The 23,210-nt window shown below is 40.6% G+C and carries 20 protein-coding genes and 2 riboswitches; of the genes, 6 read left to right on the top strand and 14 right to left on the bottom strand.

The genetic code is table 11. The features are described from left to right. Positions 1–18: 18 nt before the first annotated feature. The gene (locus ACTNEW_RS04095) at positions 19–945 is read right to left on the bottom strand and encodes a DUF5688 family protein (RefSeq protein ID WP_441058269.1); all 927 of its coding nucleotides are present in this window, start codon (positions 943–945) and stop codon (positions 19–21) included. 306 nt (positions 946–1,251) lie between these two features. After that, positions 1,252–1,323: riboswitch (Fluoride riboswitch) on the top strand. A gap of 305 nt (positions 1,324–1,628) precedes the next feature. Between ACTNEW_RS04095 and ACTNEW_RS04100 the strand changes: the two genes are divergently transcribed. The 3 genes from ACTNEW_RS04100 to ACTNEW_RS04110 all read left to right on the top strand — a co-directional run bounded on the left by ACTNEW_RS04100 (position 1,629) and on the right by ACTNEW_RS04110 (position 5,035). Beyond that, positions 1,629–2,081, top strand: coding sequence for a GNAT family N-acetyltransferase (locus tag ACTNEW_RS04100; protein WP_441058271.1), 453 nt, complete (start codon positions 1,629–1,631; stop codon positions 2,079–2,081). Between the two features lie 445 nt (positions 2,082–2,526). Continuing rightward, positions 2,527–3,417, top strand: coding sequence for a Fic family protein (locus ACTNEW_RS04105; RefSeq protein ID WP_441058273.1), 891 nt, complete (start codon positions 2,527–2,529; stop codon positions 3,415–3,417). 1,141 nt (positions 3,418–4,558) lie between these two features. After that, the gene (locus ACTNEW_RS04110; RefSeq protein WP_441058275.1) at positions 4,559–5,035 is read left to right on the top strand and encodes a low molecular weight protein-tyrosine-phosphatase; all 477 of its coding nucleotides are present in this window, start codon (positions 4,559–4,561) and stop codon (positions 5,033–5,035) included. 102 nt (positions 5,036–5,137) lie between these two features. Here ACTNEW_RS04110 and ACTNEW_RS04115 read toward each other — a convergent pair whose 3' ends face one another. The 4 genes from ACTNEW_RS04115 to ACTNEW_RS04130 all read right to left on the bottom strand — a co-directional run bounded on the left by ACTNEW_RS04115 (position 5,138) and on the right by ACTNEW_RS04130 (position 8,725). Next, entirely contained in the window at positions 5,138–5,470 is a 333-nt protein-coding gene (locus ACTNEW_RS04115) for a nucleotide pyrophosphohydrolase (RefSeq protein ID WP_441058277.1), read from the bottom strand. Between the two features lie 5 nt (positions 5,471–5,475). After that, positions 5,476–7,239 carry a DNA/RNA helicase domain-containing protein gene (locus ACTNEW_RS04120; protein WP_441058279.1) on the bottom strand — a complete coding sequence of 588 codons (1,764 nt, stop codon included), beginning with the start codon at positions 7,237–7,239 and terminating at the stop codon, positions 5,476–5,478. A 73-nt stretch (positions 7,240–7,312) separates the two neighbouring features. After that, a complete protein-coding gene (locus ACTNEW_RS04125; RefSeq protein WP_441058703.1) occupies positions 7,313–7,669 on the bottom strand; it encodes a DUF1653 domain-containing protein in 357 nt (118 codons plus the stop codon). Between the two features lie 336 nt (positions 7,670–8,005). Then, a complete protein-coding gene (locus ACTNEW_RS04130) occupies positions 8,006–8,725 on the bottom strand; it encodes an SDR family NAD(P)-dependent oxidoreductase (protein WP_441058281.1) in 720 nt (239 codons plus the stop codon). Between the two features lie 404 nt (positions 8,726–9,129). Here ACTNEW_RS04130 and ACTNEW_RS04135 point away from each other — a divergent pair, with 404 nt between their 5' ends. Further along, positions 9,130–9,567, top strand: a complete 438-nt coding sequence (locus tag ACTNEW_RS04135; RefSeq protein WP_441058283.1) for a MarR family winged helix-turn-helix transcriptional regulator — start codon at positions 9,130–9,132, stop codon at positions 9,565–9,567. A gap of 101 nt (positions 9,568–9,668) precedes the next feature. Then, a complete protein-coding gene (locus ACTNEW_RS04140) occupies positions 9,669–10,445 on the top strand; it encodes a sulfite exporter TauE/SafE family protein (RefSeq protein WP_441058285.1) in 777 nt (258 codons plus the stop codon). 383 nt (positions 10,446–10,828) lie between these two features. Here the strand turns inward: ACTNEW_RS04140 and groL are convergent, their stop codons facing one another. Continuing rightward, positions 10,829–12,442 carry a chaperonin GroEL gene (gene groL / locus ACTNEW_RS04145; protein WP_441058287.1) on the bottom strand — a complete coding sequence of 538 codons (1,614 nt, stop codon included), beginning with the start codon at positions 12,440–12,442 and terminating at the stop codon, positions 10,829–10,831. Between the two features lie 126 nt (positions 12,443–12,568). Beyond that, on the bottom strand, positions 12,569–12,853 hold the full coding sequence (gene groES / locus ACTNEW_RS04150; RefSeq protein WP_441058289.1) for a co-chaperone GroES: 285 nt from the start codon (positions 12,851–12,853) through the stop codon (positions 12,569–12,571). Between the two features lie 404 nt (positions 12,854–13,257). Here groES and ACTNEW_RS04155 point away from each other — a divergent pair, with 404 nt between their 5' ends. Next, the gene (locus ACTNEW_RS04155) at positions 13,258–14,130 is read left to right on the top strand and encodes a DegV family protein (protein ID WP_441058291.1); all 873 of its coding nucleotides are present in this window, start codon (positions 13,258–13,260) and stop codon (positions 14,128–14,130) included. A gap of 234 nt (positions 14,131–14,364) precedes the next feature. On the opposite strand, the gene ACTNEW_RS04160 is transcribed toward ACTNEW_RS04155, so the two are convergent. The 7 genes from ACTNEW_RS04160 to ACTNEW_RS04190 form a co-directional block, all read right to left on the bottom strand. Then, a complete protein-coding gene (locus ACTNEW_RS04160) occupies positions 14,365–16,356 on the bottom strand; it encodes a right-handed parallel beta-helix repeat-containing protein (protein ID WP_441058293.1) in 1,992 nt (663 codons plus the stop codon). A gap of 254 nt (positions 16,357–16,610) precedes the next feature. Next, positions 16,611–17,507 carry a cation diffusion facilitator family transporter gene (locus ACTNEW_RS04165; protein ID WP_441058295.1) on the bottom strand — a complete coding sequence of 299 codons (897 nt, stop codon included), beginning with the start codon at positions 17,505–17,507 and terminating at the stop codon, positions 16,611–16,613. Between the two features lie 110 nt (positions 17,508–17,617). Beyond that, positions 17,618–17,702: riboswitch (NiCo riboswitch) on the bottom strand. A 463-nt stretch (positions 17,703–18,165) separates the two neighbouring features. Next, a complete protein-coding gene (locus ACTNEW_RS04170) occupies positions 18,166–18,975 on the bottom strand; it encodes an MBL fold metallo-hydrolase (protein ID WP_441058297.1) in 810 nt (269 codons plus the stop codon). Beyond that, positions 18,960–19,946 (bottom strand): alpha/beta hydrolase, encoded by a 987-nt coding sequence (locus tag ACTNEW_RS04175; protein ID WP_441058299.1) that lies wholly within the window; start codon positions 19,944–19,946, stop codon positions 18,960–18,962. The genes ACTNEW_RS04170 and ACTNEW_RS04175 overlap by 16 nt, the downstream gene beginning before the upstream one ends. 14 nt (positions 19,947–19,960) lie before the next feature. Next, positions 19,961–20,788, bottom strand: coding sequence for a carbohydrate ABC transporter permease (locus ACTNEW_RS04180; protein WP_441058301.1), 828 nt, complete (start codon positions 20,786–20,788; stop codon positions 19,961–19,963). After that, positions 20,788–21,651 carry a carbohydrate ABC transporter permease gene (locus ACTNEW_RS04185; protein ID WP_441058303.1) on the bottom strand — a complete coding sequence of 288 codons (864 nt, stop codon included), beginning with the start codon at positions 21,649–21,651 and terminating at the stop codon, positions 20,788–20,790. The genes ACTNEW_RS04180 and ACTNEW_RS04185 overlap by 1 nt, the downstream gene beginning before the upstream one ends. Positions 21,652–21,721: 70 nt before the next feature. Next, positions 21,722–23,056: an ABC transporter substrate-binding protein gene (locus ACTNEW_RS04190; protein ID WP_441058305.1), complete on the bottom strand. Its 1,335-nt coding sequence runs from the start codon at positions 23,054–23,056 to the stop codon at positions 21,722–21,724. Positions 23,057–23,210 lie beyond the last annotated feature (154 nt).

Raw genomic sequence — 23,210 nt, forward strand, 5'->3', positions numbered from 1 at the left:
TATGCATCCGGAAGAATATCACTCCCATGTAAATTCACCGTTCTCCCTGTTATAATGGTAAATATAATAACTCAGAAAGTCTTCTTCCGGAGTTGCCTCATCAACGGTTTCTTTCAATACCTTTCGGAGTTCGTCCACTTCCACTGCATTATCACGATGAATCATCACTTCATGGATACTGGTAAACACCATATAAAACCCGCTTCCCAGCAATTTTCCCAGCCGCTCTGCAACACCCGGCAAAAAAACAGCCACAGCTCCATTTGTCCGTTCTGTAGTACTCAGGCAATTTCCTCCGGCATCTTTCCGGAGAATAAAATCGGACAGCAGATTCATAAAATTTTCTCCGTTATAATCCGGTTCAAAAACCATTCTTTCCCATCGGAAGATACGGGGCGGAGTCATAAAATAAGTATTCAGCAGCGCTTTCCCGAAGACCTCCTCACTGTCCATATTCCATCTCTCCACCATATCATAATGGATTTTGAAACTGGACATAATGCCATCGAAATTTCCCATTCTCATGTAAAGCACCAGTGCGATATCCCCGATTCTCCGATAAATGGCATTCCGTAATTCCTGCTGATTCCGGTCAAAATTCAACAGACGAATAAACAAATCTCCTTTTATTTTTTCATAATCATCAAGATCATGGGCTTTCTCCAGAATCCCTGACCGTTTCATCCTGTCCAGTTCCGCCATCGTACGCCTCACAATTTCCGGCATTGTTTCTCCGTCAAGATAATTCTCATAAAGTTCCCTGACATATAGTCCGCAAACCTCCCGGGACTTCTCACCGATCCCGCATTCCACAAAAATCCTGTCTCCGGAAGTCTGAGGATAATCCTCTTTTTTCTTAAAGTAAATTCTGCTTTCCTCATACCCTGTTGCTCTGAGCAGGTCCTGTCGTAATTCTTCCGCAAAAGCTTCATACTCTTTTTCCATAGAAAATTCCTTTCCTTACTACTTTGCATGCTTTTTTGAATTTTGCAGGCGAATGCCTGAGATACTGAAAAAGATTCCGGACACCGCCTATACGGCAAACAATATCCGGCTTTCGAATGCACAGAAGAGTTCGCGTTTTGCGTGTCTGTGCACTGATATGACGGGAATTTCTCCATTCCCTAATGAGTTGCTGTAGGAACAGTATAGAATACCTGTCTGCATTTTGTAAAGGAAAAGCGTTCGACAATATCTGACAAGTTCCGACATCTGCAAAAACAGATTTACATCTTTCCTCGAATCCTGTATAATAAATGCGGGAATGAAGTTCTCCCATGGGAAACCTAAACCGCTTTTACAGCTGATGACTTCTGTGAATCAATTATCGCAGAAAACATCAGCTTTTTTGCGGATAAAAAGGAGGATATTTATGCTAACATCACTTTCGGGAGGATGATATATGATAATTAACGTTATTGTAATGGTAATAGGGCTTTTACTGTTGATTTATGGTATTAAATCAAAAACAAAATTTTTTCTTGTAATCGGATTAATTTTACTTTGTTTAGGATTAATTTCGGGGTTCATAGACTACAAACTGGGTGAAGGTGAATTCAATAATCACCGTGTACCGTTCACGATAGATCACCTTCCAGGCATTTAAATCAGAAGCTGGGGCGATAAATATGAAAGAATATACTTATGTTACTTTAAGACAAAAACCTGAATTAAAAGAAGAAGCAGCTGCATGGTTTCATGATAAATGGGAAGTGCCACAAGAAGCTTATCTTGAATGTATAGAAGCCTATCTCAATCATGAAACAGAATATGGTTGGTATCTTTGCTTAGACAGCGGACGCATTGCAGGCGGTCTTGGCGTGATTGAAAATGATTTTCATGACAGGAAAGACCTTACGCCAAATGTATGTGCGGTGTATACAGAACAGGAATATCGCTGTCAAGGAATTGCGGGACAATTACTTGATACTGTTGTGAAGGATATGAGATCAAAGGGAATTACTCCTATCTATTTGATTACAGACCATACAAGCTTTTACGAAAGATATGGCTGGGAATTTTTGTGTATGGTTCAAGGAGATAATGCGCCTGATATGACAAGAATGTACATCCATAGATAAATTCCGATTTGCCATCACACACATCGTGGCAACTTGTCCCGAACTTTTACAACGAAATATCCGCCGCCCGCACAGCGGCATACCAGGCAGGAAATCTGAAAAAGGTCTCCTGCTTTTTTCTGCCCAAAATACTGCTGTGTAAAAAGATCTGACAAATTTACCGATTTCACACAGGGAATTTCGGGAGCACAAAGTGCGGAGAAATCCGTGTATCAGAGGGGGCAAAATACCTTTTGGCCCCATCATCATAATTATAGATAATAACGTGATTCTAAACACGCTTTATCTATTTGGAGTGATGGGACGTTATGTTACAAAAATAAAACTTCCCATAACGGCAAAAACATATGGGTTGAGCTAAAAACAGTTGATATTTTTGCCGATGACATGATATACTATATAGCAGGTTAGTGTAACTTATTTAATTTATGACGGAGGATAGCAGATGCGATACCTTTCAGTTACTGAAATAGCAAAAAAGTGGGATGTGTCGGAACGCAGCGTTAGAAATTACTGTGCCCAGGGACGAGTAAACGGTGCGTTTCTCACCGGCAAAACTTGGAACATTCCTGAAAATGCGGAAAAACCGGAGCGTACCAACAAGAGAAAAGAAGAACCGATTACTCTGTTGGATATTCTGAAAGAGCAGAAGGCGAGCAAATACTCCGGTGGAATTTACCATAAAACACAGATTGATTTGACATACAATTCCAACCACATCGAGGGCAGCCGCCTGACCCACGATCAGACCAGATATATTTTTGAAACCAATACCATCGGCGTGGAAAACGAAGTTCTCAATGTGGATGATGTGATCGAAACGGCGAACCATTTCCGCTGCATTGACATGATTATTGAGAATGCAAAAACGGCATTGACCGAGAAGTTCATCAAAGAGCTTCATCTGACACTGAAGAACGGAACCAGCGATTCCAGAAAAGACTGGTTCGCTGTTGGTGATTATAAGAAATTGCCGAATGAAGTTGGAGGTATTGATACCGCCCTCCCGGAAGAAGTTGCTGATAAAATGAAAGCTCTGTTGACAGAGTACAATAGAAAAGAATCAAAAACCTTTGAAGATATTCTGGACTTCCATGTGAAATTTGAGCGAATACATCCGTTCCAGGATGGTAACGGTCGTGTAGGCAGACTGATTATGTTCAAAGAGTGCCTGAAATATAATATTGTTCCATTCATCATTGAGGATAATCTGAAGATGTTCTACTACCGAGGATTGAAAGAATGGAACAATGAGAAAGGCTATCTGACAGATACCTGCCTGACGGCACAGGATAAATATAAAGTATATTTGGATTATTTCAGGATTGCGTATTAAGCAGGAAACGAGGTGCAGCTATGTCAGCAGAAAAGAACTCCTGGTATTTTCGCAATTCTTTGGTACGAACAAATTATAATGATCTGCAGGATGATATATGATAATTAACGTTATTGTATTGGTAATAGGGCTTTTCTGTTGATTTATGGTATTATATCAAAAACAAAATTCTTTCTTGTAATCGGATTAATTTTACTTTGTTTAGGATTGATTTCGGGGTTCATGGACTACAAACTGGGTGAAAGTGAATTCAATAATCACCGTGTACCGTTCACGATACATCATATGATGAAGTAAACTTATAGGCATTTAAATCAAAAGCTGTGGAGGTAAATTTGAAAGAATATACCTATGTTACTTTTAGACAAAAACCTGTATTATAAGAAGAAGCAGCTGCATGGTTTCATGATAAATGGGAAGTGCCACAAGAAGCTTACCTTGAATGTATAGAAGCCTATCTCAATCATGAAACAGAATATGGTTGGTATCTTTGCTTAGGCAGCTGCATACCAGGCAGGAAATCTGAAAAAGGTTTCCTGCTTTATCATACCGGCGAAGGAAAACTGAGAATGCTTATTGACTCACATCCCAATGAGGATTTTTATGTGATGAGCGGCAATCGTACCCTCATTAAGCGTGAGAAATTTGAGAGGTATCCGTATCAGGCTACTGCTGTGTAAAAAGATCGTTACTGTTCACTCCGTTCTCAGTAACACGCTTCGCGATGTACAGAAATTATGCACATTGCATAATTTCGTGCGTTTACTGTCTCGGGATTTCCATGCAAAAATGCATGGAAACACCTCGCGGAATATTACCAGTGACAGTAACAAAAGATCTGACAGTTTTACCGATTTCCATTAAATAACTATGCGGAGAGCTGGATTTGTGCTATGATAAAGGTATGTGAATTTTGATGATACAAAGGAAGAAGTAAATCGGATAGCAAATAGTTAAAAAAACCGTTGGTAAGGACGCTTGCTTTACCAACGTATTTACCAGGACTACAGGGGAAATCATAAGAAAACACGGGAAGATTTGAGAAGATACCTTGAAGAGAAAGGAAAACTCAAAAGTCAGAAAAACCTGAAAAATCAAGCGTTTGAGAAGAAATACAAGACTTAAATGGAGATATAAAAAGATGATTAAAGTTCTATTTATTTGCCACGGCAATATCTGCCGGTCTCCCATGGCAGAATTTGTTTTCAAAGATATGGTATCAAGACAGGGAATCGCAGATCAGTTTCATATTGCATCTGCCGCTACCAGCACGGAAGAAATCTGGAACGGAATCGGAAATCCTGTTTATCCTCCGGCACGGGAAGAACTTGCCAGGCACGGTATCAGCTGCGCCGGAAAACGAGCGGTTCAGCTGAAAAAAAGCGACTATGACAAATATGATTATATTCTCGGAATGGATTCCTGGAATATGAAAAATATGATGCGGATCCTTCGAAATGATCCATACGGAAAAGTAAGACGTTTCCTGGATTTCTCAGACAATCCCAGAGATATCGCTGATCCCTGGTACACCGGTAATTTCACCGTCACCTATTCCGATATTAAAGAAGGATGTGAAAAGTTCCTGAAATATCTGGAACAGAATGGAGAAATATAACAGGAGCGCATCTGCTGTCCAGATGCGCTCCGACTTCATACTTTTGTTTCCTGCAATAATCCTGAATCGCTTTGGCGGTAAATCAGGATAATCCCGGTTTCATTACAATTTATCATATTTATTGCTATTTCCTTTTGCCTTTTCTACAGGGTACTTTTCGCTGTTAATTTTTATTTTCTCCTGCACAATCTCATCAATATCAAATCCACAAACATCTGCCATTAATACACAATAATTCAAAACATCCGCAAGTTCCTCTTTTATTTTTTCCGTCTTTCCTTTATCGGAAACATCTTCTCCACTCCACTGAAAAATTTCAAGAAGTTCAGCTGCTTCCAGTGAAATCGATATTGCCAGGTCTTTTGGATTATGAAATTGTTTCCAATCGCGGTCATCTCTAAATTTTAAAATCTGATGAATGGTCTCTTCTGTCATTTTTATCACTCCTGTTCTGCTGCATTCTTTAACGCTTCTCTTAACTGATCATCACATGCATAGATATATAATCCGTTTACTCCACGGGTCATCAATACACGAACTTCATGCTTCAGTAACTCTTCTGCAAAATTCTGCTTTGATCCATCTTCCATCGTTTTTCTCATAGTTACTTTACTGTTACTGGTATTACTTGGGTCATAAATAATTTTGCCATCACGGTATTTCACAGATTCTCCCAAAATCACTCCCGCATAATTCAAATCAAATCCCTGAATCGTAAACGTGGAGCCCACTTCTCCGATCGTATGTTTCTGCTCTGCCCATGCCTGTCCCTTTATTTTTCCGGCTTCTGTTTTGTCAAGTTCTCTTTGCAGTTCGTAATTCCAGGGTTTTTTCCAGTCTTCTTTTTCTATACATACTTCCCAATACTTCTGCAATTCATTTTCCGGTCTGCGGCCCTTTTTATAATTCCAATCATAATTTGCAATTAAACGTGATAATCTGCTGTTTTCCTGTCTTGCTTTTGCCTGTATTTCCAGTTCTAATGCAGCCGGCGAATCAAAAATTTTTATTTCATATTTATTGTGCGGAATTTTCTTAATGACCTGATTCTTGGTAAAAGAATCTATCCAATCAAGGGTCTCCTCATCTGCCTGCATACGCAACTGCTTCGTTAAAGTAATATGATTATGCTGTTCAATCGCCTTATTACGATAGCGATCAAGCATCTGACTTTCCCAATACTGATCCATTCTCAGTATCTGATTTTCATCAAAAACAATTACCACTACCTTCGCTTTCTTTACAATATCATCCAGCTGGTTTTTCCCGCTATAGCCCTGATTACCCTGGGTAAAAAGCAAATGTGCTTCATCGATAAATACAACATCAACGGAATTCTCCTTCGGATTCTTATGCAGGAATGACGATGCCTTGCTTACAACTTCACCGTATTCTTCTGTAATTCCAAGTTTTTGTGCTATATCTGAATACACTTTTACCTGTTCATCATGGTTAACAACGATACAGCATCTGAAATCCGATTGATTTTGTTCTTCTTTTTGGCAGTACAATTCATAAAATATACTGCTGTTTAACACAGTTTTCCCTGTTCCCGCCTCACCGTCCAGAAATATGATCTGCTTTTCATTTTGCTGAAGTGCTGCGTCAATGCGATCCAGTATCTGCAATTTTGCACGTTCCTGCTCGTCTGTCAGTTTATGTAATGGTGATGCCTTATAAATTGCAGAATCTTTAATCACATGTTCATCAGGAAACAGCTCTTCATCCATAACATGAAGTTCATTCCAGATTTTATCAAAAATAATATCAAATTCATCAGACGGATAATAATTTTTCTGCGGATTTCCTCTTCCATTGTGTACCTGATGAACCTTTTCAGCACTCATCAGATAGTGTATCAGTCTATTTTCAACATCCAATGTCAACGATTTATTAAAATGATTATGTCCAATGATATAAAGAGTTGCGTGTTTATTTCCCAACAACTTGCGCTGCCAGGTTTCTTTTTTTATCCCGTCATGGTAATGCGTTCTGGTTCGATAAAAAACATTATTTGATTCTCCAATATAAACCTCATACTTGCCTGTTTCCGACCAATTATGAATATATACCGTTGGAAAATTCATGATAATATTTTGTATCTTTTCCTCTTCTTCCGACAGTATCTCATTTTCAAATTCAGCTAATGCATTTTCATTATCCGCAATTCTCCTGACTATTGGTTTTTCAACATTACCTTTCATTCTTTACTCCATAAAACCTTTTTCAAAGAAAAGTTCCTATCTCACAAAAATAATAATCTTTTCTTTCTATCCATTATCTGCAGATATCATCCAATACAATCTTTTCAAACCGGTACTTCTGCTTTACATTCGGGTATTTCTGTCTGTCCACTTGACTCATAAACATCTCAAAAGGTCTGGCGCAGGTTTTAAACGGTGCATATAATGCCTGATAGATCACCAGTTTTTCGCCTGTTTCCGTATGTTCTGCAAACGCAAGAACTTTATACAGGTATTCGGAAGTTTCTTCCGAAACCCATTCCCGTTTGAAATGCTGCACAATATCCCCCACCCGGATTTCTCTCTCCGGAGTAAGCGTTTCTTCCTGTTTCTGATTTTTCAAACCTGTTTTTCCACATTCTTTTTTCGTTTCCTGATTCTGAGCTTTCAAACCTGTTTTTCTGCAATTGTCTTTAATTACCTTTTCCTGATTTTCCGGATCGTTTTTTTTACCCTCTTCTTTTATTTCCTGCTCTTGATTTTCTGCAACTGTTCTTTTGCCTTCCTCGTTTATTTCCGACCCTTTATCTTCCATTTCCGACATCAGCTCCACATACTCTTCTTTATCAAGTGACACCGGTATTCCCGTTCTTCCTAAGATATGCACACCGCCATACCAGGTTCCTTCGATTTCAAAAATATCTCCAATTTCATATTCCAGACTGCCTGTATCATTTTTCTTTATAATTCTTATTTTTCCCATTCCGGTTCCTCACTTATTTTCTGTTTATTCTGCGCTTTCCAGCTTCCAGCCATAATCCCCATGATAAATCATCTGTTTTGTCATACCGCCATCGATGCAGATATTTTCACCCGTGATAAATCCGGCTTTTTCTGAACAAAGAAACAATACCATGTTGGCAATATCCATCGGATTTCCCACTCTTCCTGCCGGCTGCTGCACCGCATCTGCGCCTTCATAAATTCTGTAATCTGTATCGATCCATCCCGGTGAAATAGAATTGACTCTCGCTTTCCCTGCAAGGCTCACCGCCAGCGCATGAGTCAGCGCCGAAATCCCGCCTTTTGCCGCTGTATAGCTTTCCGTCTGCGGCTGACTCATACGATCTCTGGAAGAAGAAATATTAATGATGGAAGCGCCAGCTGAAAAATGTTCATGGAACAGTTTTGTCAGATAAAACGGTGCGGTCACTCCCACTGCCAGGGAATACTGAAATTCCTCATAGGAACAGTCGTCCAGCCCCTTCATCATTGACATGGCGTTATTTACCAAGATATCTACATGCCCGTATTTCTCTAAAACTTCGTCTGCAAAAGCTTCCAGAACTTCCTTTTTGCTGATATCTCCAACATAATGCTCCCCTTCTGTTCGATCGATCACGGCCACATCGGCACCTTCTGCCAGAAACAGTTCTGCAATTGCTTTTCCAATGCCATGCGCTCCGCCTGTTACAACAACCACTTTCTTTTCAAATTCTCTGCTCATCTTTCTCTCCTTTTGGAATGCATCTTCTATATCCGCCTGTACAGTTCCTTTGCAGATACTCAGCTTCATTATCCTGTAAATCATATACGAAAATACACTACTTTTTCATATTACAGGAAAATGCGAATCACTTTCCTGATATGAAAACAATATATGAATTTATCATAGCACGAAGCATGGGAAAGCACAAATTAATTATCGACATTCCCAGAGTGTGTATCATTAATTTTCAATATTCCAGAGCGTGTATCATTAATCCTCGATATTCCCAGAGTGTATTATAGGCATTCTTAAAGCGTGTTTGGAAATTCATTCCCAATATCCCTTGACATGTGTTCAAAATCGAACTATAATTTGTTTGTTTTTAAACATATAACGAGTTCATAATAGAAAGAAGGTTGCTTATGGATCTGATGACATTTTGGAATTTCATTGCAGAATTTGATCAGGCATACGATTATCATCGTAAAAAAGTGATGAAGCAATTCGGACTGAGCGCCATTGAAGTGGATGTACTGATGTTTGTCGCAAATAATCCTTCGCTCAACACCTCTGCGGATATCGTCCGGCTTCGCAAAATCGCCAAGTCCCATGTTTCCATGGCCGTAAAATCCCTGATTGAAAAAGGATTCCTGACGAAATACAGTGATCGCGCCAATCATAAAATCATGCGTCTCACACCCACCCCTGAAGCGGAACCAGTTATCCTTTTTGGTCGTGACGAGCAGAAAAAATTCTGTATGGCTGTAGAACGTGGATTAACAGATGAGGACAAAGAACACTTCCGGTTACATCTGAATCGTGTTTTTCAGAATCTTCAGGAAATCTATGAATCCAAATGAGAAAGGATTCTGCCCGGATGACTTTATGATATCATAGGAAAGTACAAAACACTTTCCTGTAATATAAAAAACTTAATATTGCATAAGGAGGTACCAGACATATGAGCACTTTACTTATCTTGCTTATTACTTTTTTTGCCGGTATGGGAGCCGGTCTCGGAACCGGATTTGCCGGCATGAGTGCTGCCGCTGTCATCAGTCCCATGTTAATCTCTTTTCTTGGCGTGGAACCGTATATGGCTGTAGGAATCGCACTTGCATCCGATGTTCTGGCAAGTGCAGTTTCTGCCTATACGTATAAGAAAAATAATAATCTTGACATCAAAAATGGCTCTCTCATGATGGTCATGGTTCTGATTTTCACCGTAATCGGCAGCTATGTTTCCAAAATCGTTCCGTCCCGTACTATGGGAAATTTCAGCACGTTCATGACACTGCTTCTTGGTATTAAATTTATCATAAAACCAGTCATGACGACCAAACAGGACATGGACGCAGTCAGCCGCAAAAAGAAGATCACCGGGTCTCTGATCTGCGGTGCATGTGTCGGTTTTATCTGCGGCTTTGTAGGTGCAGGCGGCGGAATGATGATGCTTCTGATTCTGACAAGTGTCCTTGGCTATGAATTAAAAACAGCAGTAGGAACCAGTGTTTTCATTATGACTTTCACGGCACTTACCGGTTCTCTTTCTCATTTTTCTTTCGGCGGAAAACCAGATCCGGTCATTATGATTTTATGTATCCTGTTCACATTTATCTGGGCACGGATTGCAGCTGTTTTTGCCAACAAGGCAAAGCCGGAAACTCTCAACCGTGCGGTCGGTATTGTATTAACTGTACTCGGAGTCGTTATATTGGTTTTTAATTATATCAAGTAATACCATAAACATCTAAACAGAAATGTCTGCCAGAGCAGACATCACTTAGTATAGCCCACGCTAAATACCTTACTGTTTCGCGAGGATATTTTTTCGAGAGTGCAGTTGTAAAAAAGCAGCTGGCTACGCTGAGGCTTTTACACCTATACTATAGCGAAAGCAGACCATCGAAACATATGGTTATTTATCGCGGGTTATCCAATATAAAAAGTGCTTTGAAACATTTCCAGGTTCACCACAAATCCTCTTGTTTCAAAGCACCTTTTATTTACTTATTTCCAGGAAATACTGCAAAGCGAAACAGCTGCTATATCCTGTCGTAATATGTTTTTATACACAAGATATTTATACACTGCACCTTTATCGCAATCGTCAGGGACATTTTAATACATATCAGGCTGCGGCTGCGGAGCAGATGTTTCTTCCTTAATATCTGCCACTGCAGCTTCTGTCGTAAGCAGTGTTGCGGCAACACTGACAGCGTTGGTAAGCGCATGTTTGGTTACTTTAACCGGGTCGATGATTCCTTCTTTCATCATATCCACGTATTCTTCATGGACTGCATCAAATCCGATTCCAGGCTCGCTTTCTTTTACTTTATTCACGATAACTGCACCTTCCAGACCTGCGTTATCTGCAATCGCATAGAGCGGTGCTTCCAAAGCTTTGGCAACAATCTCCGCACCTGTTTTTTCGTCACCCAAAAGCGTAGAGGAAAGTTCATTTACTTTTTTCTGCGCATGAATATACGCGGAACCGCCGCCGCTGATAATACCTTCGGATACAGCTGCTTTTGTAGCATTCATAGCATCCTCCATGCGGTATTTGCCTTCTTTCATTTCAGTTTCTGTAGCAGCACCTACGCGGATCACAGCTACACCGCCGCCAAGTTTTGCCACACGATCCATCAGTTTATCTCTGTCAAAATCAGAGGTTGTTTCTTCCATCTGTCTTCTGAGATTTCCGATACGTTCCTCAATTTCTTCTTTATTTCCTCCACCGTCAACAATTGTCGTATTCTCTTTTGTCACCTTCACGGATTTTGCCTGTCCAAGCATATCCATGGCAGTATCTTTCAGCTGAAGGCCAAGATCATCCATGATGACTTTTCCGCCTGTCAGAGTTGCGATATCCTGCAGCATTTCTTTTCTGTTGTCTCCATATCCCGGAGCTTTTACTGCAACAACTTTCAGCGTTCCTCTCAGTCTGTTGACGATCAGAGTGGTAAGTGCCTCTCCTTCCACATCTTCTGCAAGAATCAAAAGTTCTCTTCCTTCTCTCATAACGTTTTCAAGAATCGGAAGAATTTCCTGAATGTTGGAAATCTTCTTATCTGTCAGAAGAATGTAAGGATGTTCCATATTGGCGATCATTTTTTCTTTATCATCACACATGTATCCGGACAGGTAGCCGTTATTGAACTGCATACCTTCTACAACATCGATCTCTGTCTTCATGGTCTTCGATTCTTCAATAGTAATGACACCATTCTCTCCGACTTTCTCCATCGCATCAGCAATCATCTGACCTACTTCTTCATTGCCTGCAGAAATGGCTGCTACTTTTGCAATATGATCCTTTCCGGTTACCGGATGACTCATTTCCTCCAGAGCTTCCACTGCTGCATCACAGGCTTTTTTCATTCCTTTTCTGACAATGATCGGATTAGCACCTGCAGCAATATTCTTCATACCTTCGCCCACAAGAGCCTGTGCAAGTACTGTTGCAGTAGTCGTCCCGTCTCCGGCAATATCATTGGTTTTGGTTGCAACTTCTTTTACAAGCTGTGCTCCCATATTTTCAAACCGGTCTTCCAGTTCGATTTCCTTTGCAATCGTAACACCGTCATTGGTGATCAGCGGAGTTCCGAATGATTTGTCCAGAACTACATTTCTTCCTTTTGGTCCAAGAGTTACCTTTACGGTATCTGCAAGTGCATTCACACCCTTTTCCATTTTCTTTCTTACATCAAGATCAAAACTGATATCCTTTGCCATGATAAAAATCCTTCTTTCTATTTAAAATGAGCTCTATTGGTTGAAATGAACTCTGTTTTTCATGAATTTGTTATATTAAATGTATTCTGTTGTTTCCCGTAAACTCAGTATCAGAGCGTATTCTGCTTATTCAACAACTGCCATAATGTCATTCTGACAGACAATGATATATTCCTCATCATCCAGGTTAACCTCTGTTCCGGAATATTTGGAGAAAATAACCTTATCGCCTTCTTTTACGTGCATTTCTGTTTTCTTGCCATTTTCACATTTTCCTGGTCCAACTGCAATGACAACTGCTTCCTGCGGTTTTTCTTTTGCGCTGTCCGGAAGGATAATGCCGGACTGTGTCTTCTCGTCTGCTTCCTGATACTGTAAAACAACTCTGTCTCCTAATGGTCTTAATGTCATAATAATAACCTGCCTTTCGTTTTCTGTCAGCACTCTCTTTTTGCGAGTGCCAGCTTTTTCTCCAAAAAAGAACGCTTCTGATGAAACGTTGTTTTTGGTTTTTAGTTTTTATTTAAACTATTTATTTTTAAAGTATTATAGCACCTGATTCTATATTGTCAATACCTATTTCGAATTTTTTTCATTTTTTTACTGCAGTTTTTCCTGGTACAAATTAATTGCTTTTGTATCATATTTTCCTCTTGTTGATTTTTTCATATTATGATACAGTTATTTCATGTCTATTTTGATATTATAGGCGATACATACAGAAACGTCATGTATTTCCTGTACTTGAACATGTTTCAAATGAATGTAGAGCATGTTAATTTATCAATTATTTTGTCAATATCAAGGAGAATCTCATGAAAACTGCAATTGTAACTGATACAAACAGTGGAATTACCGTAGAAGAAGGAAGAAAAGCGGGAATTTATGTACTGCCAATGCCTGTCATTATTGAAGGAACATGTTATCTGGAAGGTGCAGACATTACAAATGAACAATTATATCAAGCCATGAAGGCAGATAAGGACTTATCTTCCTCTCAGCCCTCCCCTGGTGATGTTATGGATCTGTGGAATCAGGTACTCAAAGATGGATTTGATGATATTGTCTATATTCCCATGTCCAGCGGACTAAGCGGTTCCTGTCAGAATGCCATTCAGCTCGCTCTTGACTATGATGCCAGAGTTCAGGTTGTTGATAATCACCGCATTTCTGTTACATTAATGGAATCTGTTTATGATGCAAAAACCCTTGCCGACCAGGGCTGTTCTGCCGTAGAAATCAAGGAATATCTGGAGAAAACAGCATATGATGCAAGCATTTATATTTGCGTAAACTCCCTGAAATATCTCAAAAAAAGCGGTCGCATCACTTCCTCCGCTGCAGCGATTGCAAATGTTCTCAATATCAAACCGGTTCTTACCATACAGGGAGATAAACTGGATCTTTTTGCGAAAGTAAGAGGAACCAGACAAAGTGAGAAAAAAATGATCGAAGCTCTGAAATCTGACATTGCATCCCGTTTTTCCAGCATCCCGAATGAGCGGCTTCATATTGCTACTGCCGGGACTCTGGAAAAGAAGGAAGATATTGACCGCTGGCGAAATATGGTTCAGGAAGCCTTTCCCGAAAGTACCGTATACTATACGCCTCTTTCCTGCAGTATCGCCTGCCATGTAGGCATTAACGCTGCCGGTATCGGAGCAATCGTGATCGCAGATCGCAAATGAAAAATAACCTACTCTGACAGATTCCCTATCTGCGGCAGAATACTTCAAAAATATCATTCTTCTGATTACTCAGAGCCTGTTTGAAAGCCCGGAGAAATTTCGCAATATTCTCCGGGCTTTTTTCTTTTCCATGATTCTGATACAGGAAAAATTTTCGAATATGTTTTTTACACAATCCAGCTTCATATCTGAATAATGATATGTCTTAAGTTCTTCATAGAAGTCTTTCCATTATCAAAGCGCTTCTTTCGCATCCGCCTCACCTGCAAATGGTCCCGGAATGACATTCACTCCGCGGTGATTTCCAAAATAATCCGCATCAAACTGAATCGGCGTTCCATCCGGATTTTCAAACAGCTGCTCCGGCTCAAATGCCTTTCCCAGAACATCCGTGTTGATCATTCTGTCTGCAAAACCATTCATAAACTCATAGATATTCGTATCCAGATAATACTGTCCGTCTTTTTCCACAAGTTCCACTCTGACATCACTGCGTTCGTCCGCAGCCGTCAAACCGTTCTTTTCATTTTTGCATGCTTTCGCACCGCCAAGATATACATTTCCCTCTGTCCATACCGGAAGATGGCCAAAATGAGCAGGCTCCAGTTTCTTCATATCCGCAGGTCTGCTGAAATCAAACTGGGAAATCCACTCTTCATAGGTAGGATATTCATCAAACATCCAGGTACCGGCCAGCCGGTTTTCCCGGTCAAATCCATCATCCGAATCATGCATGGTAATCATATCTTCAGAAGGCCATTTCTGAACAAAGATATTGTTATAAAATCTGTCGTCTCCGTGAAGGAAGGTCATAAATCCCATCACTTCTGTACGATGCGGCATATGATACGGTGTATAACGCCAGTCTGTTCCGGCTCCCACGCAGGTAAGCGCACCACAGATCAGATTATGTACCATAGCAACGCCCTGTGTGGCAAATCTCATACTGGCATCGGATAACATAATATTGTTGTCAATCAGTGTCGGTCCATGACTTACTTCTACAAAAATATCCTGAGACATCATACCGCCCTTGAGAACTTTTGCATACGGAGGACGCTGGTTGTCATGAAGCAGATTCTGAGTAAGACGTGTTCCCTGTGCTTCCCAGTCACACCAGATTCCCATCGTACAGTGATGGATATGATTCCGGCGCATGATGACGTCAATGGCAGCATGCATTTTAATTCCCGCAATTTCCGCACCGCCCTGCTCCATCATATTATTAATATGGTGAATGTGATTATCTTCAATAATGCTGAAAACACCGCCCATACGGCCGATAATGCCGCCCTGTTCACAGTGATGGATATTGTTGCGGCGGATAATATGGCTTCCCACATTTTCCTTGAGCCATCCATGATACTGACCGCGGCATACAGCATCACGCTCCATCTGCGTCGGACTCTTCACATACTTATACGTAAAATAATGGTTGTTGTCAGGATCCAGATATTTACCCAGAGATATACCGGCACACTTGCTGTTGGAAATCTCACAGTCTTCGATAATCCATCCTTTGCTCCAGTGCGGCCCGATCATACCGTCCTGAAATGCGGCAGGCGGAGCCCAGGTAGTCGCTGCCTTGTTAATGTTAAATCCACTGACGGTAATATAACCGATGCCTGTTTCTGACGGCATGAAACATTCTCTTCTGACATTGATCTCCACATTTTCTTCGTTCGGATTTTTCCCCTGAAAATTCGCGTAGAGTACTGTTTCATCCTTCTCCTTATCCTGCTCGGTATACCATTTATACACCGATTCCTCCGGCACCCAGCTGCATTCGTAAATCTCTCCTCTGATACATTCTTCCAGAGAAGCTGTCTCATACAGAGCTCTGTCATTTAAATAAACACATCCCGTATGCTTGTCTGCTTTTGCAAAATACCAGTCCCCATATACAAAGGTTGTATAGGGATTATAACCGCCAAAAATACTGTTACTGATACGGCAGACCCACACATTTCCATCATAAACTTCCCAGTTCTTCACCTGCTCGGCACCAGTGATGACTGCTCCAAGCGGCTCAATACTCCGATAGGTAATACGAGCTTCTTCTGTTCCGGCATGTACAGGATCTACATATTCGCGATAGACCCCCGGAGCAACCAGCACTTCATCTCCCGGCTGTGCAATTTTGGCTGCTTCACTGATACGTCGGAAAGGTCTTTCAGTAGTTCCATTTCCATCATGCCCTGCTTTTTCATTTACATATATTTTCATTGTCATTCTCCTTATCCTTGCGGCGACTTATGAATGTTGTAAAAACACCCTGAAATTATTGTACCATATCATAGTGCTGAATACCAGTATAATTTAAAAAACACACCGGCAGATTCCTGATCTGCCGGTGAATATAATCTCTAAATCAGTTTTGCAGTAAATTACACAAGATTGTACTGTGCAAGACCAGCGGCTGCCACAGGAAATACTGCAGATATCATTGTGTGTACTGAAAACGAAGCAGACCGTAATCTTCACTTCGGGTTCACATGTACCATGATATGCTTTACCTTTGGAAAATCTTTTTCGATCTCATCATGTACCTCTTCCGCAATATTATGAGCCTCCTGCAGGGTACACATGGCGTCTGCCTGAATTTCCACATCCACATAAATCTTATTTCCAAAAATACGCGTCTGAAGCAGGTCAATGCCAAGCACCTTTTTATTTTTCATCACACAGTTATAAATCTGTCGTTCGGTTTCCTCATCACAGGAATGGTCTACCATTTTATCCATGGCATCTTTAAATATATCGGCTGCTGCCTTGACGATAAATATAAAGATCACCAGACTGGCCAGGGAATCCATCACCGGAAAGCCAAGTCTTGCTCCCGCAATTCCGATCAGTGCCCCGATGGAGGAAAATGCATCGGAACGATGATGCCAGGCATCCGCCATCAATGCACTGGAATCGATCATTTTTGCATAGTGCCTCGTATACCAGTACATAGCTTCTTTAACGCCAATGGAAATGACTGCCGCAACCAGCGCCAGCAAACCGGGTACCTGAAGATTCTCATAATGTCCGCTGAAAATATTCTTCAGTGCATCTGCGCCGATTCCCAATCCTGTAACTAAAAGAACAACTGACAGCAGGATAGCTGCAACACATTCCAGTCGTTCATGACCGTAGGGGTGATTTTTGTCCGATTCCTTTGATGATAGCCGGATGCCGATGATCACCACAATGGTGCTGAACACGTCTGATGCAGAATGTACCGCATCACTGATCATCGCACTGGAATGTGCTGCGATTCCTGCCACAAGCTTCAGGACAGACAGAAGAACATTCCCGATGATCGTAGTCATAGACACCCTGTTTGCAATGCTCTGAAAATCGTCTTTTGCTTTTTTTCTGTTTTTTCCCATATCAGTTACCTCCAAAATTAAGATAGCTCTATGGCACTTTATATTTGTGGGTAATTTTACGCGAATGCTGAAAAAGAATAAAAAAACACCCACGAATCAGTATTAGCAACTACTGTCCCGTGGATGAAAGATTCCACTGTCACATATGTGACCCGACTCCATGACTGATGTCACGGTCTGCTCAGTTTGTACTGTAGATAAATATGCAGTGCAAAGAGTGTGTTTAGATTATCATATGTAACAGTGGTTGTCAATGATTTTCAAAAAAGATTTTCTTTTTTCAAATACAATTCTCCCATATTATGATACAAGGGTCAAAAGGTCATGTGTTTCATGCTTGCATGAAAAAACATGACTTTGGGACCCGCAAAAACATGAGAAAGAAGCCCGAATAGGGCGGATTTCGAATGTTTTAAGGGCGCTGAACGTCCGGTGGACGTTTGTTTAGCGCCGACCGGAGCGAAGCGCAGATTTTCGGGAGCACAAAGTGCGGAGAAATCCGTGTATCAGAGGGGTCAAAATACCTTTTGACCCCATCATCATATTATATAACTACTTAATAATTTCAGTAAAATACCGGCTTCCTGCTCCGCTTTTCTGCGGATTTCTGGAAGCCGGTACTCCCTTACGCATTTATTCATTCATTATTGTTCAGTTGTTATTTTGAATGAAGTTCTTCAAAAGAACCGTTATACAAATAAATATCTTTATAGCGATAAAACGGACCATGAAAGAAATGAACTTTCTGAATCTCAGCATTGATTTTTCCATCTAAAATCTGCTTTCCGCATTCCAGTGTATCTTTTGCTTTTTCTACACTGATCAGACAATGTCCTCCTCCACAGATATCAAAAGCATTTTCCTGAGAAAAAATCTTTTTACCGATTCCGTACCATTTTTCCAGAAGAGCACCTCTATCCTCAGTCGGCGCACATAACAGTTCAATGTCATTTACATTATCACCGGAAAATAACACTTTATCCGTTTCATCCAGTACACAAATAGAACCTGCCGTATGTCCCGGCATATCAAATATCTTTAATGTTTTATCACCGAGATCAATGATATCCCCATCTTTCACAAAGTGGAATTCCGGTTTTTGGTTATTTTTCATTTCCTCTGCAATTTTTACAGCATCCGGACTAACAGCACCGGAACTTTCCATATTTTTCAGATACCCTTCCCTGTCTTCCACCGTAATATTTAATGCAGCCTGATAATCCGCTTCGCTGATATATGCTTCTGAAAATTGTCCGCATCCACCTGCATGATCTACATGACCATGTGTAATGATCACTACGTATGGCACATCGATCAGTGATTCTATCATGCTTTTAAAATCTCCGATTCCTGTCCCGGTATCAATGACAGCGGCTCTGTCAGATCCCTTTACAAGATACATTGCGTCCAGACCACTTTCATCAAAATACCATACATTCTTTTTTATTTCTTTTACTGTCCAACACATACATTTTCACCTTTTTCAATCTTTCTTTCCCAGATTACTTCTTTCAGCCATTCTGTACAGAGTTCTCCCCAATGATGGATATGCGGAATATCCAGATCCAGATCATTATTTCCATCTGCCATAGCAAGTCCATGTTCTCCATTCTGGAAAATATGAATTTCATAAGGAACCCACGCATCCTGAAGAGCTTTTGCAAGATTCATACCATGTCTTCCATCATCACTCATTGTCTGCCAGATAAAAAATGGCGGAGTATCTGCGGAAATATTTTTTTCAGGAGCCAGAAACAACTGTTCTCTGCGGTTTCTCCCCCATATCTCATTTTCAATCGTTTTTCCAAATTCACATGGAAAAGAAACTGCCGACATTGCCCCATAGCCAACAACCGCTGCATCAGGACGACTGCTTACACGTTCAACGGGATCATCTGTATCTGGATTTCCATAATCAAATTGTGTCGCACAGTTTGCTGCAAGCATACCTCCTGCAGAGAACCCCATAACATAAAGATGTTCTCCCAGCTCCCATGCTTCAGTTTTGCTTCTCAGGAGCCGGATTGCTCTCCGCATATCTGCAAAGGAGTCCATTCTGCTATAAGGAAGCAGACGATAAGACAAAATCGCCGTATGAAATCCCCTGTCATGAAAATACTTTGCTGTGTCAATTCCCTCGCATCCGGTACGCCATAAAAAGCCACCTCCATGCGCAATCAATATGGTATCACTGTTTTTCTGCCCACTTGGCACAAAAATAAGAAATGGCTGCTCCTGTCTGCTGTCCTCAGGATCAAATCCGGGAGCACCTTTTTCCCACAGCGGTACACGTTCAAATCTGGATGTCACATCTTTCCAGATTTTTAAATTTCCCTCTACATCCAGCGTGCCATCCGGATTTCTATGTCTGGAAATATGTCGTATCGCTGCTTTTTCCTTTGTTACCTGATCAAGTGTCTCTATATTTTTTTCGTACATTTTTACTCCCGCCATTATCCTTTCACAGCACCTTCGGTTACACCCTTGATAATATGTTTCTGACATGCCACATAGAAAATAACAATTGGAATCATTGCCATAATCAGTGCTGCCGCACCGAGATTCCATTTTTTTGTATATGCACCAAAAAACAGATAAGTTCTCAGAGGTAATGTCTGCGTTCCTCTTTTATTAATGGTAAGAGACGGAAGCAGATAGTCATTCCAGAGTGACATCACGTTCAGAATTGCAACGGTAACAGCAATTCCCTTGATCAGAGGAAGAACTATGGTGAAAAAGATCCTTGGCTGACTTGCTCCGTCGATTGCTGCAGCTTCTTCCAGTTCAACCGGAACATTTTTTATGAATCCATGAAACAGAATAATGGACATGGAAGAACCAAATCCAAGGTTAACCAGCATTAATCCCGGCATGTTGATCATATTGAGTATTCCCATTTCTGTCAGAAGCGGAAGCATAACACACTGGAACGGTATCAGCACTGCCACCGAAAACATGGTAAAAATAAAAGTACTGATACGTGTTTTATATCGAACAAGCACCCAGGCAGCCATGGAGCAGCAGATAATATTTGCTGTAGTTACTGTACAGGTAACAATCAGAGAGTTTCTGATCGCACCAAGATAATCAAGTTCCTCAAATGCAGAAATATAATTATCAAGATTCAGTGTTTTCGGCAGCTGAAGAACACTCATATAAATTTCTTTTAATGATTTAAAAGAATTAATAAATAACAACAAAATTGGAAATATGAAAATGCATGCAAGAATCGTGCAGCATATAATAATCAGGATATGGGATATGGTTTTCTTTTTCTGCATTACATTTCCACCTCCTTGGATTTTGTAAACATCAGCTGACCAACTGTGATAGCCGCCACAACAATCAGGAAAATAATACCTTTCGCCTGTGCCAGACCATACATATTTCTTGAAAATGCAGTATTACAGATATCCATCGTAAGCATTTCCGTAGATTTTGCGGGTCCGCCTCCAGTCAGTGTAAGATTCTGGTCATATAACTTAAAGCAGTTTGTTAACGTCAGGAATAAGCCAATGGTAAATGCCGGCATCATCAGTGGAAGTTTTATTCTCAAAAAGCACTGAAACGAAGTAGCTCCATCGATTTTCGCTGATTCCAGAAGATTCTCCGGGATATTTTGAATCTGTGCAATATAGATCAGCATCATGTAACCACTCATCTGCCATACGACAACGATCACCATTCCCCAGAAGCCTGTAGCCGGCGTGGAAAGCCAGTCACAAAGCCAGTCTATTCCCATCATTTCTCCCATACTGTCGAACACATCACATAAAATAAACTGCCATGCAAAACCAACCAGAACTCCACCCACCAGATTCGGCATAAAGTAAATACTTCTGAACAGGTTGCGTCCCTTGATATTTTGAGTAACCAGCAAGGCAGCTGCAAAAGCAACTGCATTAATTGCGATTACTGAAACAATCACAAATTTAAATGTAAATACTGCTGCATTTAAAAAATAAGAATCCTGAAATACTTTTAAATAATTATCCAGAAAAACAAATTCACAATTTGCATGAAGTCCATCCCAGGCAGTAAACGAATAATAAATTCCTGTAATAGTCGGGATGATAACTGCGATACAAAAAGTAATCAAACATGGGGCCAGAAAAAGCCAGAAAACTGTTTTTGATTTACGCATTGTTTATCCTCCATATCCATAAAAGAACAGCCAGAAAGAAAATTCTCTGGCTGTTCTGAATTTTAACTTATTACTGTCTCATTTCTGCCCAGTTTGTTTTTGCCTCTTCTACAACTGTGCTCCATTCTTTGTCACCAGAAATATAGCCCTGAATTCCTGCACCAAGAAGATCCAGCCATCCATCCGGACATCCGCCAAATACCAGAGAGAATGTGTTTCCAGCCTGCGCATACTCTTCACATGCACGGCTGATTACGTTGGAAGATGGATAATCTTCAAAGTTATTCATTGGAATGCTGATATTTGAAGAAACAAGTGCCTTTCCTTCATCAGACATATATAACCATCTAAGGAAATCTTTTGCTGCCGCTTTTTTCGCATCATCAGAATTCTTGTTTACTACCAGATAAGAAGCAATACCATAACAGATATTATCCTCATCTACCCCTTTCAAAGGCATCGGAAGTACTCCAATGTTTTCCAGCAGTTCCGGATCTACTTCTTCAATCACCTGCGCAACCCACTGACCCATCTGAATAACTGCTGTTCTTCCGATACAGAAGGATCCACCCATAGCACTGTCATAATCAACAGCAACAAGCGCTTCCGGTTTATCTGCGTCCGGTGAATATTTTACCAGAAGGTCCACGTAATCTTTTAATGCATCTGCATATTTAAATTCAAGTTCTTTTGCTTTATATGTATCAAACGCACTGCCAAATTCGGACTGAAGAGCCGGATTGGAACCATGATTTGCAAGTACCCATTTTTCTGCACCCGGAACAGATACAACAGCTTCCAGATCCGGGAATTCTTCTGCAAGTTCTCCTGCATCAATAGCAGCCTGTACTTTGCCAAATGCCTCATCCATCGCATCATAGCTTGTAATAGATGCTACATCGATTCCACAGGCTTCAAAGACCGGCTTATTGTAAAGCAGACCGTAACACACAACACCTGCCGGCAATGCGATTACCGTATCATTAATCTTACAGTCATTGATACTGTTCTCATATACATTCTCCACCCATGGCTGGTCACTTAAATCTTCCAGAAGATCTCCAAAAGTATCAAAATCAGATGCACCTTCAAATGCAATAACATCCGGGGCCTGACCACTGGAAATTTCTGCTTTTAATGTAGAACGCCAGTCGGTACCGCCGCCGACAAGTTCCAGATTGATTTTTACATTGGGATGGATTTCATTGTATGCAGCAATTTCTTTCTCAAATAATTCTTTCCCTTCTACAGAAAAGTGGAAATAAGTAATTTCTGCATCCTCCAGTTCCTCGTACACATATTCTCCGGATGATAAATTTTCCGCGTTAACCATGGATACGCTTCCTCCAACCATGCCTGCGGTCATTGCCAGTGCCATAAGTACACTGATTGCTTTCTTTTTCATGAAGAAAAACCTCCTTGTTTCTTTTGTTAATTCTATTATAATATCGGATAAGTCATTTGACGATTCCATAAAAATGACTTATCTTACCAATTTTTTTACCTGTTCTTTTTTTTCAACTATCCGTATGGTATGATATTCCCATAAATAAAAATGA

Origin of the sequence: Blautia sp. HCP3S3_G3, from assembly GCF_052063365.1 — a bacterium.
Classification (GTDB): domain Bacteria; phylum Bacillota; class Clostridia; order Lachnospirales; family Lachnospiraceae; genus Blautia_A.

Bases quoted from the DNA above. Each gene is read 5' to 3' on its own strand.
- ACTNEW_RS04130 (WP_441058281.1), bottom strand. From the start codon at position 8,725: ATGAGCAGAGAATTTGAAAAGAAAGTGGTTGTTGTAACAGGCGGAGCG.
- ACTNEW_RS04160 (WP_441058293.1), bottom strand. From the start codon at position 16,356: ATGAAAATATATGTAAATGAAAAAGCAGGGCATGATGGAAATGGAACT.
- ACTNEW_RS04120 (WP_441058279.1), bottom strand. From the start codon at position 7,239: ATGAAAGGTAATGTTGAAAAACCAATAGTCAGGAGAATTGCGGATAAT.
- groES (WP_441058289.1), bottom strand. From the start codon at position 12,853: ATGACATTAAGACCATTAGGAGACAGAGTTGTTTTACAGTATCAGGAA.
- ACTNEW_RS04155 (WP_441058291.1), top strand. From the start codon at position 13,258: ATGAAAACTGCAATTGTAACTGATACAAACAGTGGAATTACCGTAGAA.
- ACTNEW_RS04105 (WP_441058273.1), top strand. From the start codon at position 2,527: ATGCGATACCTTTCAGTTACTGAAATAGCAAAAAAGTGGGATGTGTCG.
- ACTNEW_RS04165 (WP_441058295.1), bottom strand. From the start codon at position 17,507: ATGGGAAAAAACAGAAAAAAAGCAAAAGACGATTTTCAGAGCATTGCA.
- ACTNEW_RS04115 (WP_441058277.1), bottom strand. From the start codon at position 5,470: ATGACAGAAGAGACCATTCATCAGATTTTAAAATTTAGAGATGACCGC.
- ACTNEW_RS04110 (WP_441058275.1), top strand. From the start codon at position 4,559: ATGATTAAAGTTCTATTTATTTGCCACGGCAATATCTGCCGGTCTCCC.
- ACTNEW_RS04135 (WP_441058283.1), top strand. From the start codon at position 9,130: ATGGATCTGATGACATTTTGGAATTTCATTGCAGAATTTGATCAGGCA.
- ACTNEW_RS04170 (WP_441058297.1), bottom strand. From the start codon at position 18,975: ATGTGTTGGACAGTAAAAGAAATAAAAAAGAATGTATGGTATTTTGAT.
- ACTNEW_RS04100 (WP_441058271.1), top strand. From the start codon at position 1,629: ATGAAAGAATATACTTATGTTACTTTAAGACAAAAACCTGAATTAAAA.
- groL (WP_441058287.1), bottom strand. From the start codon at position 12,442: ATGGCAAAGGATATCAGTTTTGATCTTGATGTAAGAAAGAAAATGGAA.
- ACTNEW_RS04095 (WP_441058269.1), bottom strand. From the start codon at position 945: ATGGAAAAAGAGTATGAAGCTTTTGCGGAAGAATTACGACAGGACCTG.
- ACTNEW_RS04190 (WP_441058305.1), bottom strand. From the start codon at position 23,056: ATGAAAAAGAAAGCAATCAGTGTACTTATGGCACTGGCAATGACCGCA.
- ACTNEW_RS04180 (WP_441058301.1), bottom strand. From the start codon at position 20,788: ATGCAGAAAAAGAAAACCATATCCCATATCCTGATTATTATATGCTGC.
- ACTNEW_RS04175 (WP_441058299.1), bottom strand. From the start codon at position 19,946: ATGTACGAAAAAAATATAGAGACACTTGATCAGGTAACAAAGGAAAAA.
- ACTNEW_RS04140 (WP_441058285.1), top strand. From the start codon at position 9,669: ATGAGCACTTTACTTATCTTGCTTATTACTTTTTTTGCCGGTATGGGA.
- ACTNEW_RS04185 (WP_441058303.1), bottom strand. From the start codon at position 21,651: ATGCGTAAATCAAAAACAGTTTTCTGGCTTTTTCTGGCCCCATGTTTG.